Source organism: Skermanella sp., assembly GCF_059503625.1.
Window position 1 is genome coordinate 1 of record NZ_JCACHA010000640.1, and the last position, 14,414, is coordinate 14,414.

Annotated in this window: 12 protein-coding genes and 1 pseudogene; 11 read left to right on the forward strand and 2 right to left on the reverse strand. The window is 64.8% G+C overall.

All coding sequences use genetic code 11. From position 1 onward, the window contains the following. Positions 1 to 361: 361 nt before the first annotated feature. The gene (locus tag AC5JJ6_RS19250) at positions 362 to 772 is read left to right on the forward strand and encodes a DUF6088 family protein (RefSeq protein WP_496043604.1); all 411 of its coding nucleotides are present in this window, start codon (positions 362 to 364) and stop codon (positions 770 to 772) included. Further along, positions 756 to 1,763 carry a nucleotidyl transferase AbiEii/AbiGii toxin family protein gene (locus AC5JJ6_RS19255; protein WP_496043605.1) on the forward strand — a complete coding sequence of 336 codons (1,008 nt, stop codon included), beginning with the start codon at positions 756 to 758 and terminating at the stop codon, positions 1,761 to 1,763. Before AC5JJ6_RS19250 ends, AC5JJ6_RS19255 begins: the two co-directional genes overlap by 17 nt. A 278-nt stretch (positions 1,764 to 2,041) precedes the next feature. Here AC5JJ6_RS19255 and AC5JJ6_RS19260 read toward each other — a convergent pair whose 3' ends face one another. Beyond that, on the reverse strand, positions 2,042 to 3,031 hold the full coding sequence (locus AC5JJ6_RS19260) for an LLM class flavin-dependent oxidoreductase (RefSeq protein WP_496043606.1): 990 nt from the start codon (positions 3,029 to 3,031) through the stop codon (positions 2,042 to 2,044). 45 nt (positions 3,032 to 3,076) lie between these two features. Between AC5JJ6_RS19260 and AC5JJ6_RS19265 the strand changes: the two genes are divergently transcribed. The 8 genes and pseudogenes from AC5JJ6_RS19265 to AC5JJ6_RS19300 all read left to right on the forward strand — a co-directional run bounded on the left by AC5JJ6_RS19265 (position 3,077) and on the right by AC5JJ6_RS19300 (position 12,725). Further along, on the forward strand, positions 3,077 to 3,562 hold the full coding sequence (locus AC5JJ6_RS19265; RefSeq protein ID WP_496043607.1) for a hypothetical protein: 486 nt from the start codon (positions 3,077 to 3,079) through the stop codon (positions 3,560 to 3,562). A gap of 106 nt (positions 3,563 to 3,668) precedes the next feature. Further along, positions 3,669 to 5,864, forward strand: a complete 2,196-nt coding sequence (locus AC5JJ6_RS19270; RefSeq protein WP_496043608.1) for a DUF3141 domain-containing protein — start codon at positions 3,669 to 3,671, stop codon at positions 5,862 to 5,864. 83 nt (positions 5,865 to 5,947) lie between these two features. After that, complete coding sequence (locus AC5JJ6_RS19275; RefSeq protein ID WP_496043609.1) at positions 5,948 to 6,478, forward strand: c-type cytochrome; 531 nt, start codon at positions 5,948 to 5,950, stop codon at positions 6,476 to 6,478. Positions 6,479 to 6,480: 2 nt separating this feature from the next. Continuing rightward, on the forward strand, positions 6,481 to 7,389 hold the full coding sequence (locus AC5JJ6_RS19280) for a c-type cytochrome (protein WP_496043610.1): 909 nt from the start codon (positions 6,481 to 6,483) through the stop codon (positions 7,387 to 7,389). A gap of 245 nt (positions 7,390 to 7,634) precedes the next feature. Then, positions 7,635 to 8,351, forward strand: coding sequence for a metallophosphoesterase family protein (locus AC5JJ6_RS19285; protein WP_496043611.1), 717 nt, complete (start codon positions 7,635 to 7,637; stop codon positions 8,349 to 8,351). A 130-nt stretch (positions 8,352 to 8,481) separates the two neighbouring features. Then, positions 8,482 to 11,058: a PAS domain-containing sensor histidine kinase gene (locus AC5JJ6_RS19290; protein WP_496043612.1), complete on the forward strand. Its 2,577-nt coding sequence runs from the start codon at positions 8,482 to 8,484 to the stop codon at positions 11,056 to 11,058. A 173-nt stretch (positions 11,059 to 11,231) separates the two neighbouring features. After that, positions 11,232 to 12,086, forward strand: a pseudogene (locus tag AC5JJ6_RS19295) (DUF3369 domain-containing protein); the annotation flags it as partial. A 9-nt stretch (positions 12,087 to 12,095) separates the two neighbouring features. Further along, positions 12,096 to 12,725 (forward strand): HD-GYP domain-containing protein, encoded by a 630-nt coding sequence (locus AC5JJ6_RS19300; RefSeq protein WP_496043615.1) that lies wholly within the window; start codon positions 12,096 to 12,098, stop codon positions 12,723 to 12,725. A 29-nt stretch (positions 12,726 to 12,754) separates the two neighbouring features. On the opposite strand, the gene AC5JJ6_RS19305 is transcribed toward AC5JJ6_RS19300, so the two are convergent. Continuing rightward, the gene (locus AC5JJ6_RS19305) at positions 12,755 to 13,942 is read right to left on the reverse strand and encodes an EAL domain-containing protein (RefSeq protein ID WP_496043613.1); all 1,188 of its coding nucleotides are present in this window, start codon (positions 13,940 to 13,942) and stop codon (positions 12,755 to 12,757) included. 292 nt (positions 13,943 to 14,234) lie between these two features. On the opposite strand from AC5JJ6_RS19305, the gene AC5JJ6_RS19310 reads away from it, so the two are divergent. Further along, positions 14,235 to 14,414: hypothetical protein (locus AC5JJ6_RS19310; RefSeq protein WP_496043614.1), on the forward strand; the 180-nt coding region annotated here is incomplete at its 3' end.

Here is a 14,414-nt window from a genome sequence, read left to right on the forward strand (position 1 = left end):
AACGAACCAGTGTCAAATAAATAATTCAGTCTGAATTAATATGGTGGGATGAGGGTGGGGAGGTGATGCCTCGCACCCTCACCCTCATTTCAGCTCTTCCCAGACATCCGCCAGAATCTCGCAAGAACGCGGCCGGAGGCCGCGTCTACCGGCCTCGCCGCAATTGCCTGAGAAAGACTGTCCACGAGATCGCCATCCATCGTTCCGGAAGCCGGAAAAGGCGGTCATCCCGTGCAAGCCTTGAAACAAGTTCTGCCTTGTCGTATTTTGACAGGGTCATGATGTCGTATTCTGACATGACTGCCAGCCTGGAAATCGAACGCGGCTAATCCTGTGCGCGCATGAGCATCTGGAGGAGACTATGCCGGAGCGGACACTGAAGCAGCTGATTGGAACGCGGATTGCGCGAAAGAAGGCTAACGTGTTCATGCGCGAAGACTTCACCGATCTTGGCGGCTACGATCAGGTCGGGCGTGCCTTGAGCGCGCTGGTCCGCGAAGGGCGGTTGCTGAAGTTCGGTCATGGGCTGTACGCGCGTGCTCAGGTATCTCCGTTCGACGGCAAGCCGGCCCCGACCATCGGCGTCAAACGGCTTGCCGAAGAGGCCCTGACTCGCTTGAGGATCGAACCGGCGCCTTCGCGGATCGAAGGTGAGTATAACCAGGGGAAAACCACCCAGGTACCTACCGGCCGGGTGATCGGCGTTCGAAAGCGAGTGCGCAGAAAACTTGGCTACGGCGATGTTCGGGTGAGCCTTGAGCGCGTCTCCTGATCCTCCCGTCGATTATCGGACGAGCAGGCAGTTCCGGGAGATTCTGCAATCGACGGCCGGTTCGCTCGGTGTCGACGAGGCTTTCATCGAGAAGGACTGGCATGTAGTCCAACTCCTGAAAGGTCTGGCAAAGTTCAGGTACAACGACTGTCGCCTAGTCTTCGGCGGGGGGACCTCCTTGTCCAAGGCATTCGGGCTGATCCGGCGCTTCTCGGAAGACATCGACTTCCGCGTGGTTCCGGGCGACCACGTGTCGGCCCTTTCCGACGGGCAAAGGCGAAGATTCCGGAACGCGGTCGAGGATGAAATCGCCCGTAGCGGTTATCTGGTAGACGGAAGTAGAACTGAGAGCAGAAACTCCAGGCGGATGTTCACGCTCTTCGTTCCCTACGATCCCATTCATTCCAACGCGGCCCTGAGGCCTGATATCAAAGTAGAAGTATCGCTCGAAGCGCCACGCCTTGAAACCGCCCCCCGGAGTGTGCTGTCGTTCATGACCCAGGCGCGCAGCCGGCACAGGATAGTCAGACAGGATCCTGTTACCATAGACTGCATAGACCCGGTCGAGACGGCCGCCGACAAGCTTGCCGCCTTGTCCTGGCGCGTTTTCGAACAGCGGACCCTGCCCGACACCGCAGGGCCGTCCGGGCGCGCGAGGGACCGGTCCCTCGTTCGGCACGTGCATGACCTCTGTGCTCTCGAGCAGACTGTCGCCACCGACCCCCGCTTCAAGCCCCTGCTATCGGAACTCCTCGACCACGATAACGTTCGGCGTGGCGCAGAAACCCGTGACGAGCGACCAAGTGATCGGGAGGAGCGGATCGGACAGATCTGCGAGACACTGCTGAACAAACCTTTCCTCGAAGATTACCGGAAGTTCGTCAGAGAAGTCGGCTATGGGAACCCTATACCCAGTACCGAGGAGGGAGTGGCGGCAATAGCTCGACTGGCGTCGTGCCTATCAGCCGAAGAGGTTTCGATCCTCGGCTGAACCCCGACCTGTCATGTCGGAACCACCACTTCCCCGATGTGGAAAAGGATGAGTGATGATCCCGAACCGTTGCAACCTCTTCGAGGCTAGAATGCTTGGATCGACCAGTCGGAAGAGTTAGATGTCGGGCTCAATCGGCCCGACCTACGCGAGCGTGCCTTTGTAGTCGGGCTTCCTGAGTGTGGCATTCACGCCGGATCTCTCCGGGTGATTTTCGGGAGGGTGCTGGACAGCCCGGTACCTTGCGTGTCCGCCTTGCGTTGCTCGGCGTGGGCCGGTCAGTTCAGCTCCTTCCAGACATCCGCCAGGATCTCGTACGACCGCAAACGTGCGCCGTGGTCGTAGATCGCGGAGGCCACCATCAGCTCGTCGGCGCCGGTCTTCTCGATCAGGCGGGCAAGGCCTTCGCGGATCGTCTGGGGCGAGCCGACGACGGAGCAGCCGAGCATGTTGGACGCCTGGGCCTTTTCGGAGGGCGACCAGTAGGACTCGATGTCGGCGATCGGCGGCTGAAGCTTGCCGCGCGTTCCCCGGAACAGGTTGGTGAAGGACTGCTGCGGCGTCGTGAACAGGAAGCGCGCTTCCTCGTCGGTGTCGGCGGCGATGACGTTGACGCCGATCATGGCGTGCGGCTCGGCCAGCTGTTCCGAGGGCTTGAAGTTGTCCCGGTAGACCTGGAGCGCCCGCATCAGCGCGTCGGGAGCGAAGTGGGAGGCGAAGGCGTAGGGCAGGCCGAGCATGGCGGCGAGCTGCGCGCCGAACAGGCTGGAGCCGAGAATCCACAGCGGCACGTTGGTATCGGCGCCGGGAACCGCCTGGAGGAACTGGCCGGGCTGGACCGGACCCAGCAGGGCCTGAAGCTCTAGCACGTCCTGGGGGAACTTGTCGGAGCTTCCGGGATCGCGGCGGAGCGCCAGCAGCGTCCGCTGGTCGGTGCCGGGTGCGCGGCCGAGGCCTAGATCGATCCGGCCGGGGTAGAGCGAGGCGAGGGTGCCGAACTGTTCCGCGATCACCAGGGGCGAGTGGTTGGGCAGCATGATGCCGCCGGCGCCGACCCGGATCGTCCGCGTGCCGCCCGCGATGTAGCCGATCACGACGGAGGTCGCGGCGCTGGCGATCCCGACCATGTTGTGGTGTTCGGCCACCCAGTAGCGGTTATAACCCCAGCTTTCGGCATGCTGCGCCAGATCCAGGGTGTTGCGCAGGGCGTCGCCCGGCGTAGATCCCTGGGGAACGGGTGCAAGGTCGAGCACGGACAATAAGGTCATGGGTGCCACTTCCGGGAATTGATCATGAGAAGACATGAGTCACACGTGGAAAGCGCGGGCGGAATAAACAACCGTCTTCCGGCGCGGGGCGAGGTTGCCGAAATGGAAGCCCTGCTGCGCCTGTCGGGCCGGGAACTGGACGACCTGTTCCGCCGCAGCGACGCCGGCGCCCAGCCCGACGGCCGGGCCGAAGGGCTTTTCCTTCTGGCGCCGGGAACGCCGGGCGCCCCGGTGCTGGCCGGGCTGCTGGGGCTGGCATGGCGGGGCAAGAACTTCGACGCCGAGTCCGGCACGATGGTCAACCGCGTCCTGCCGATCGGGATAGAGGCCGTGAAGGCTCGCGTCTGGGAAGAGCTGAGCCGGCTGGACCGCAAGCCGTGCCACGTTCTGGACTATTCCCGGACATCGCTGATCGCCGGCGGCGTGCGCGACGAGATCCGGGAAGTGGCGCCCGGACTGTACCTTGGGCTGGTCTACGTGATGGGGCTGCGCGTCGGGCGCTTCGCGCTCCGGTTCCGGCGCGCCGCTTGACGGGGGCGATACATAAAGGTTAACCAAACCTTGATATTCGTCCGCAGTCCGAAAAGCCAGATCGCGGCCGCCATAGTGCGGATTGGCCGCCGCGGGGAGCGCGCCGATGACAAACTTCAACACTGCCTTCAGCACGGCACTGACCAACTGGACCGATTACGTGACGGACAGCATGCAGCGGTCCGTCCTGTTCTGGGACATCCTGCGCAAGCGCGGCAATATCATGATCGAGCATTATGAGCAGGGTAAGCCGCCGCTCCTGGCGTTCGAGCATGAGATGGTGCTGGACGGCAGGACGCTGGATCGGCCGGCGAACTACGCGCTGCTGCGCATCGTGCCACGGCCGGACCAGCGGGTCGATCCGACGAAGCGGCCCTTCATCATCGTCGATCCCAGGGCCGGGCACGGGCCGGGGATCGGCGGCTTCAAGGAGGACAGCCAGGTCGGGTTTGCGCTGCGCTTCGGGCATCCCTGCTACTTCATCACCTTTTTCCCGGAACCCGAACCGGGCCAGACGCTGGAGGACGTGGCCGCCGCCGAAGCCCGGTTCGTGGAATGCGTCCGGGAGCTTCATCCCGACAGCGATAAGCCCTGCATCTACGGCAACTGCCAGGCCGGCTGGGCCGTGGCGATCCTCAGCGCCGCGCGGCCGGAGATCATGGGGCCGATCATCCTTGCCGGCGCGCCGCTATCGTACTGGGCCGGCGTCGAGGGATCGAACCCGATGCGCTATACCGGCGGGCTGTCCGGCGGTTCCTGGGCCGCCCTGTTCGCCAGCGATCTCGGCAACGGGCGGTTCGACGGAGCCAACCTGGTCCGGAACTTCGAAAACCTGAACCCGGCCAATACCTATTGGTCGAAGTATTATAATCTCTGGTCGAAGATCGACACCGAGGAGCCGCGCTTCCTGGAGTTCGAACGCTGGTGGGGCGGCATCTTCCTGATGAACGAGGAAGAGATCCATGCCATCGTCAACGGGCTGTTCATCGGCAACAAGCTGGCGCGCGGCGAGATCGTCTCGTCGGACGGCAGCAAGACGATCGATTTGCGGAACATCCGCTCGCCCATCGTGATCTTCGCGTCCTGGGGCGACAACATCACCCCGCCGCAGCAGGCGCTGAACTGGATCGCCGACGTCTATGACAGCGTCGAGGACATCCGGGCCAACGATCAGGTCATCGTCTATACGCTGCACGAGAGCATCGGGCATCTCGGCATCTTCGTTTCGGCCAAGGTGGCGCAGAAGCAGACCTCGGAGTTCATCAGCGGGCTGGACTTCATCGATATCCTGCCGCCCGGCCTGTACGAGCTGACGATAGACGACAAGCGGCCGGACCTGCCCAACGCCGACCTGATCCCGGACCGCTACGTGATGCGGTTCGAGCCGAGGACCATCGGAGACATCCTGAAGCTGGACGACAGCCGGGAGGACGAGCAGCGGTTCGAAACCGTCGCCCGCGTGTCGGAGATCAACGAGGGGCTGTACCAGAACTTCGCCCGGCCCTGGATCACTCCCTTCGTGACCGAGGCGTCGGCGCGGTGGATGAGGTTGATGCATCCGGCCCGCCTGGAGCGGCTGCTCGTTTCCGACCGCAATCCTGCGATGTGGCCGGTGGCGGCGCTGGCCGAGGCGGTGCGGGCGAACCGCCGGCCAGCCGACCCGGCCAACCCGTTCGTGGCGGCCGAGCGCCGGATGTCCGACGGCATCGAACAGGCGCTGGACGAATACAGGCGGGTGCGGGATCTGGCCCAGGAGCGTTTGTTCAAGGAGATCTACGGCTCGCCGCTGGTCGAGGCGATGACCGGTCTTGGCGCCAAGGGAGCGCGGCGCGTCCGGCGGCGCGGCGATGCGCAGCTTCGCGACGAACTGATGCAGGCGAAACTCGCCCTGCTGGCATCGAAGATCGAGGAGGGCGGCACGCTGGAGGCGGTGCTGCGCGCCGTCATGTACATTTTCCGCGAGGATCGCCGGATCGTCGACGAGCGGACGTTCCGGATGATGGAGCGGATCGGGCAGGAGCGGCCGGTGGCCGGGCGCCGGCGGATCGCGGAGGTCAAGGACTGCGTGCGGGATCAGGCGGGCATCCTCCAGATCGACGAGGAACGCGCGATTCGCGCTCTTCCCAGCCTTGTCGATGGTGACGACGAGCGGGAGCGGGTGCTGAACGCTGTCCAGCGCATAGCCGAAGCGCAGGGTACCTTGTCGCAAAAAGCCCGGGCGCGGATGGCGAAGGTCCAGGAGGTGCTTGGTTCCGGAGCTTCGGCCAGCCGCAAACCGGGGCCGAAGGCTGTCCTATCCTGAAAGAAATAAATCTTTTGAACAGGGGAATGGCAAGTACGCGTTGTGCGTCTAATTCGATGTCGATCCGCGAGGGAGAGATTTGCGTGAGCAATTTCAAAACATCAAAGGGGCACGAACCCTTGGACACCATCCGTAGAACCGTCATCGCCCTGACCGCAGCCGGGGCGCTGCTTGCCGTCGCCGGACAGGCCGGTGCGCAATCGCCCCAGCCGGTATCGAGCGACCCCGCCGTCGTGACGCAAGAGCGCGAAAAGACCATGAAGTCCATGGGCGACGCGATGAAGAAGATCTCCGCCTATGTGAAGAACGAGGGCGGCACGATCGACGGCGTGCGCGAGGGGGCGGCCACCATCCAGCAGGCTTCGCACAAGATCGTACCCAGCCTCTTCCCGGCGGATACCGGCATCGGCAAGGTCAAGGACAGCGAAGCCAAGCCCGAGATCTGGAAGCAGTGGCCGCAGTTCCAGCAGGCGGCCCAGAAGCTCGAATCCACCAGCGCCGAACTGGTGACTGTTGCGGCCACCGACGACAGGGCGGCCATCGCCAAGCAGTTCGGTCAGGTCGGCCAGTCCTGCGGCGGCTGCCACGACAACTTCCGCCAGAAGAAAGAGTAGGCGTGCTTCCAAGGCTTTCGCGCCTGGGCATTCCGCTGGCCGTCATGGCCAGCGGAATGTTCTTCGTGTCGGTTTCGGCGCCGGCCCCCGCATTGGCCCAGGAAGCTGCCAAGGAGGCCGGTAAGGATCCCGTCGCCCGAGGCGAGTACATCTTCAACGCGGCGGGCTGCCTGGGGTGTCATACCGTGCCGAAGACCGGGGAGCGGCTGGCGGGAGGGCGGGCGCTCAAGACGCCGTTCGGGACGTTCTATTCCCCCAACATCACGCCCGACCGGGAAACCGGCATCGGCGGCTGGAGCGAGGCGGACTTCGTGCGGGCGATGCGTGAAGGCAAGGCGCCGGACGGCTCGGCGTATTTCCCGGTGTTCCCCTATACCTCGTTCACCCATCTGACCGACGGCGACATCCGCGACCTCAAGGCCTATATCGACGCGCAGCCGGCGGTCTCCCAGGCGAACAAGCCGCACGAGGTTTCCCCGCCGTTCGGCTGGCGCTTCCTTCTGCCGGTCTGGCAAACGCTCTTCCTGGATGAGAGCGGCTTCCCGGAAGAAGCCGGGCGGGACGAGAAGTGGCATCGCGGGCGCTATCTGGTGCAGGCGGCGGGACATTGCGGCGAGTGTCATTCGCCCCGCAACTTCCTGGGCGTGGTCGATCACGACCGGATGCTTGCCGGATCGTCCAGCGGGCCGGAGGGCAAGGCCGTGCCGAACATCACCTCCGATCCGGACAAGGGCATCGGGAAATGGTCGCAAGGGGAGATCGCCTTCATGCTGGAAATCGGCATGCAGCCCGACGGCGACTTCGTCGGCGGCGGGATGAACGAAGTCGTCGAGAACAGCACGTCGAAGCTGACTGCGGAAGACCGGGACGCCATCGCGGCCTATCTGAAGGCGGTGCCTCCGGCTCCCTGACCGGCGGGCGGCGAAACACGGCGTTGGATGTATCTGTGTTCAGTTTGTGATGATATATAACTTTTTCGGTTCCGTCGGAAAGCGCCGCACTTTAAGCTGAGGGCGAATGCCGCGGATGCCGCGGATGCGCCGGGGTACCGGCTTGCGCCGCGGCTCGCCGTCAGGCGCAAGCCGTGTGTTGCTTTCAGGAGGTCCAAGATGCCAAGTCCCGCGTTGCGCCTTCCAAAAGCGCGGGACGGTGCCCTTTGACCGTCCTGTTCTGCGGCGATCCCCATGGCAGCTATTCCCAGATCGTCCGGGCGGTGATGACCAAGGCGCCGTCGGCGGTCGTCATCGTCGGAGACCACGACCTGGAGCAGCCGCTGGAGGAGGTTCTGGCGTCGGTGGTCGACATGGGCATCCCGGTCTGGTGGATACCGGGGAACCATGACGGCGACCGGACGCACTGGTACGCCAATCTTTTCGACAGCGGGCTGGGCGGCTTCAACCTTCACGGCCGGGTCGCGGAGGTGGTGCCCGGCTTGCGGGTCGCCGGTTTCGGCGGGGTTTTCCGCGGACGGATATGGCACCCGGCGGAAGGCGACGGCACTCCGCGATTTTCATCCAGGGACGACTATCTCGCCTCCCTTCCGCCGACTCACCGCTGGCGGGGCGGGCTGCCGCTGGCCCAGCGGGTGTCGATCTGGTGGGAGGACTACCAGCACTTGCGCACCCAAAAGGCCGATGTGCTGGTCTGCCACGAGGCGCCCAGCACCCATCGGCACGGCTTCGCCGTGCTCGACGACCTTGCCCGGTCCATGGGCGCGCGGCTGATCGTGCATGGCCACCATCATATCGGCTATCAGGCGATGCTGCCCGGAGCGGTGCGCGTGGTCGGCATCGGACGCGCCGGCTTGTGGCGGCTGGGCCTTCAGCCGCCGCTGGCGCCGGTACCGGCCGAGTCCGTGCCCACGGCTCTGTAGACCGGCGTTCCGGATCGAAATTTAGAAATATAAGTATCCGCGTGCTAATGTCGCAGCATGCAGATTGAAAGCATTTAATAATAATTATTTCCATAAACTTGGCCCGGCATCTGCTGTGGCATGAATAATAATGATCGGTTTACCGCTGCTCCTGCTTGTTTCGGTCATCATCTTCGGGGGGGGATGGATCGCCGGAAGACGGTTCGCCGTCGCCCAAGCTCCCGTTTCCCCCGACGTGCCCGACGGGCGCGCGGCGCTCGACCTGCTGAGCGAGCTGGAAAGCCGCGTCCGCGAACGGAACTTCTCGCAACGCCAGCTTGGACCGCGCGAAGCCGGTCCGGGCATAGTGATCGACCGCTACAACGCGGTGATCGAAGCGATCGAGCGGACGGTCTCGCGGTCGGATTCGGTCGTCCGGTCGGCGCGTGACGCCATCGTGACGTTCAGCGGCGAAGACCGCGTGATCGTCTGCGCCAACCCGGCCGCGGAAGCCCTCTTTCCCGTGGGCGAAGGCCGGGAAGGCGGGCTGGCCGGGTTGCGGCTGGACGACCTGATCGCCATCGACGAACCGCCGCCCAACCGGAGCGCTCCCCGGCCGATAGGCCGGCTGATGGACGGCAAGACCAGGGTCACCTGGGGCATCGGCGCCGGCGCGACGCGTTTCCCGGTGGAACTGACCGCGTCGCATCTCGTCGACGAGGACGGCGACTACTGGACCGTCTTCCTGCGCGACGTTTCCAACCGGCTGGAAGCCCAGCGCGATTTTCAGGCGGCGCAGGAGGCCCAGCAGCTCATCCTCGACGCGATCCCGTTCCCGGTCGCGGTGATGCGCCGGTCGGATGCGCTGGTGCTCTACGTCAATGCGCCGCTCGCCAGGGTGGGCAACCGCCACGCCCACAGCATGATGGGGCGGCGGTCGTCGATCAAATATGCCAGCCGGGACGATTATACCGGGGTGCAGGCGGCCCTCGACCGCGACGGCCGGGTCGAGGGCGTCGAGGTCCTGATGCGGAACGCGGACGACCGGACGTTCTGGGTCAACCTGTCGGCGGTATGCATCCCCTATCAGGGGGTCGACGCGGTGCTGGTGGGGTTCACCGACGTCACAGCGCGCAAGGAGGCCGAGGACGCGCAGCGCAAGCTGATCGATGCGGTGCCGGTCCCGCTCGTGCTGGCGCGGACGTCGGACGCGCAGGTCCTCCAGATCAACCACCGGGCGGCCGAGCTGTTCGGCCTGACGTCGGAACAGGCGATCGGGCGGGACGCCACCGACTTCTACGTGGTGGAGGAGGAGCGCCGCCGCCTGGGCACGCGCCTGCGCAACGATGGCCAGGTGGACGAGTTCGAACTTCAGCTCTGCGACAGCGCTCGCCAACCGTTCTGGTCGCTGCTGTCCGCCCGCCTGTTCAACCACCGGGGCGAGCCGGCGACCCTGACCACCGTCAACGTGATCAACGAGCGGAAGCGGATCGAGCAGGAACTGGCGCGCGACCGCGCCATGCTGAAGGCGACGCTGGAGAACATGGATCAGGCCATGCTGATCACCGACGGCGACCTGCGGGTGATCGGCTGGAACCACCGGTGCGCCGACCTGCTGGACCTGACCGCCGAGGTGCTGGAGCCGGGGCCGACGCTGGCCGGCCTTGCCGGCTTCCTTGCGGAGCGCGGCGACTTCGCCGGCCTGTCGGACGAGGATGTCCTGCAATTCACCGGCGACCAGCGCGACCTGCTGGAAAGCCGGCCGATCTACGAGCGGCGCCGGCCCAACGGCATGGTGGTCGAGGCCCGCAGCAACCGCCTGCCGGGCGGGGGCTATGTCTGCACCTATACTGACGTGACCGAGCGGAAGTCGGCGGAAGACGCGCTGCGGGCCTCGAAGGAGGCGGCGGAGATGGCCTACGACCGTCTGCATCAGGCCCAGGACAGCCTGCTCCAGGCCGAGAAGATGGCGGCGCTGGGGTCGCTGGTGGCCGGCGTCGCGCACGAGATCAACACGCCGATCGGCACCGCGCTGACGGCGGCATCGCACCTGGGGGAGAGGACGGCCGATTTCCGGGCGCTGCTTCAGGGCGGCAAGCTGAAGAAGTCGGATGCCGACCGCTACCTGGAGACCGCGACCGAGGCCTCCGCGATCATGGTGGCGACCATCGGGCGGGCGGCGGAACTGATCCAGAGCTTCAAGCAGGTGGCCGTCGATCAGTCCACAGATATCCGGCGCGGCTTCAACCTTGCCGAATACATCGGCGAGATCCTGCTGAGCCTGCGGCCAAGGCTCCGCCAGACGGCCCATACGATCTTCGTGGACTGTCCCGACGATCTTGAAATCGACAGCTACCCGGGTGCATTATCGCAGGTGCTGACCAACTTCGTGATGAACTCGCTGGTCCATGGGTTCGCCGAAGGTCAGGCCGGCAGGATCACCATATGCGCCCGGTTGCAGCAGCCCAACGTGGTGTCGATCCGGTATTCCGACACCGGCAAGGGCATTCCGGAAAAGAACCTGGGCAAGATCTTCGAGCCGTTCTTCACGACCAGACGGGGTTCCGGCGGGACGGGGCTGGGGCTGCATATCGTCTTCAACATCGTGGCCCAAAGTCTGGGAGGGACCATCGCCATGGAAAGCATCGAGGGGCAGGGCGCCAGCTTCATCCTTACCATTCCGCGTGTAGCGCCGGGCAAGCCGGAGCATGGGGACGGCGACCGATGATCTGCACCGACAGGGACGACATGGCCGGGGGCGACGTGGCCGGCAACGACATATGCGATGACGACGAACTCCTGTTCGCCGGCGAGGCCGAGGATGACGACGATCCGGACGGCGGTCTTCCTTCGGGGGCCGGATCGTTCCGGGGAGCCGCGACGGCCCGTCCGTGGCAGATCATGATCGTCGACGACGACCGGGCGGTCCAGGCGGTCCCGAAGGGCGGGCTGAGCGATTTCGTCTTCGACGGCCGGCCGGTGGAGTTCGTCAACGCCTACAGCGCCGTCGAAGCCTGCAAGGCGATCGCGGACCATCCCGATACCGCCGTCGTGCTGCTGGACGTTGTCATGGAAACCGACGACGCCGGCCTCCGCTGCGTCGAGTTCATCCGCAAGACCATGGGCAACAAGCAGGTCCGGATCATCCTGCGCACCGGCCAGCCCGGCCAGGCGCCGGAACGGCAGGTGATCGTCGATTACGACATCAACGACTACAAGGCCAAGAGCGAGCTTACGGCGCAGAAGCTGTTCACGTCGGTCGTGGCGGCCCTGCGGTCGTACCAGCATATCGTCAGCATCGACCTGAGCCGCCGGGGGCTGGAAAAGATCATCGAGGGATCGGCATCGCTGTTCTAGCAGCGGTCGATGAGCCAGTTCGTCGAAGGCGTCCTGATGCAGCTTCACTCGCTGATCCAGGGCGCCACCGGATCGCTGCTGTGCACCGTCGGATCGGAGGGCAGCGACGAGGCCGGCGGCGAGTTCCGGGTGCTCGCCAGTTCCCAGCCCTTCAGCACGGCGCCGGGGCGTCCGCTGGACGCGATCCTGCCGTCGGACGCGATGGACGACATCCGGCGCGCCTTCCGCGAGGGCCGCAACGTCTACTGCGCCGACCACAGCGTCGTCGTCTTCCGGTCGCGCAACCATTCGGTCAGCGTCGTCTACCTGGAGGGACACGCGCCGCTGGGCGAGGTCGATCACGGCCTGCTCGAGATCTTCTGCAGCAAGGTCGCGATCGCCTTCGACAACGTCTATCTGTACGAGCAGGTGCTGAACTCGCAGAAGGCGACCGTCTACGCCCTCGGCAAACTGGCCGAGTTCAAGGACGAGATCACCGGCCAGCATGTCCGGCGGATCGAGAAGCTGACGGCGGCGATCGCCGGCGAACTGAAGGAGCGGGGCCAGTTCGCCGACGAGATCGACGACCGTTTCGTCGATCAGATCGGCCTTGCCAGCATCCTGCACGATGTCGGCAAGGTAGGATTGCCCGACAGCATCCTGAACAAGCCGGCCCGGCTGACCGACGAGGAAATGGACGTCATCCGCCAGCACCCCAGGATAGGGGCCAACGTGCTGCGCGAGGTGGCGAAGATGGTGCCCGGCCGCAGCTATCTGAGCCTGGGCGCCGAGGTCGCGGAGACCCATCACGAGAAGTTCGACGGCACCGGTTATCCCGCCGGGCTGAAGGGGAACGACATCCCGGTCGGCGGCAGGATCACCGCCGTAGCCGACGTCTACGACGCCCTGATGCACAAGCGCCCGTACAAGGACGCCTGGCAGGCGGCCGAGACGATCGAGCACCTGAAATCCGAGAGCGGCAAGCATTTCGACCCGCAGGTGGTCGATGCCTTCCTGTCGCTGATCGAGCGTGGGCTGGCGGGCGATCCGGACGACTGATCGGGAAGGACTGGACGCTGGCGGGGAAATTACCGGGCAAGCAGGCCGGCAAGCTCGGATGCCGGGACCGGGCGGCTGTAATGGTAACCCTGGCCGAAGGTGCAGCCCAATTGCTGGAGCGGCGGGATGAGGTCGGGCGTCTCGATCCCTTCCGCGACGACGAGCATGCCCATGCGGTTCGCCAGCATGATGATGGTTTCGACGATGTCGTGGGTGCGGCCGGACTTGCCCAGTTGACGGACGAAGGACTGGTCGATCTTCAGGACGTCGAACGGGAAGCTGTGCAGGTAGGACAGGCTGGAATAGCCGGTTCCGAAGTCGTCCAGCGCTATCGTCACGCCCAGGCCCCTGATCTGGGTCAGTACCTCGTGCGCCTTGCGCGGGTCCTGGACCAGCGCCGTTTCGGTCAGTTCCACCTTGAGATGGGTCGGGTCGAAGCCGGTATCGGACAGGATCTTGGAGAGGCTGGCCACCACCCCGAAATCGGTGAAATGCTGCGCCGACAGGTTGACGCTGAGGAAGGGCGTGGCGCCGTTCGTCACGGATTCCCGCAGCAGGCGGCAAGCGGCGGCGATGATGGCGAGGTCGATGTGCCGAATCAGGCCGCACCGCTCGCCCAGATCGATGAACTCGCTCGGCGGGACCAGTCCGCGTTCGGGGTGGCGCCACCGGGCCAGCGCCTCGAACCCGGCGATCGAGCCGTCTTCGATCATCACGATCGGCTGGAAGAAGGGCACGAACTCGCAGGCGGCCAAGCCGCGTTCCAGGTCATATTCCCGGAGCAGCCACTCCAGCGCCGCTCCGCTCGAACCGATTTCGTCACAGTCGGCGTTCGGCACCACCACATGGCTCGTTCCCATGCGGGCCGGCAGATCGTTGAGCAGGCCCGTCTGCGCCTGCCGGAAGCGTTTGATGAGGCTGCTGAGGACCTGCCCGACGATGGGCTCCGCCTCCATGATGCGGCGCCTCAACTGGTCGCTCCGGATGATCAGCACTTCGGTTTCCTGAACAGCCCGCGCTTCCGCTGAGCGGACGCCGTCGTCCAGCACGGCCATCTCGCCGAAGATCTCGCCCTGTCCGAGGGTCGCGAGGGTGATGTGGGTCCGGTCGCGGACGGCGCAGATCTCCACCTGTCCGCGCTCGACGATATAGGCGCAGTCGGCGGGCTGCCCCTCGAAGAAGATCGTGGCGCCGGGCAGGTACGTCTTGCGGATCAAGGATGGATCTCCACGACGAGTCTCCGCTGATCCGATGGTGCCAGACATTCGCGAAGAATACGGATTAATCTGATGGTTGTACGAGTGGGGGCCAAATGTCAAGTCCGGGGCAAAAACTTACCTGGAAAGAGTCATGATCCTGTCGAGGGCATGTAACGATTCTACCGGATTCACGTCTCCCGCTGCCGCCGCTTAATCTTGACGGTGACGGAGTTTGCCGCGTGTTGACTTCGGATGCCGCTTTCGTGGTTAACTTCGCGGCGCTCGAGTTTTTGAAACAAAGGAGGCGACCGTGGCTTCGACCGACGCTCTGCATGCAATTCTCGACAAGGCCCACGAGGGTATGACTCCGAAGCAGCTGATGTCGCTGCCGCCGTCGGCGCTGGCCGGCGTGACCGACAGCGACGCTAAGAAGCTCAAGGAAGCTTTCGGCATCGATACGATCGAGGAACTGGCGACCTGCAAATACTTC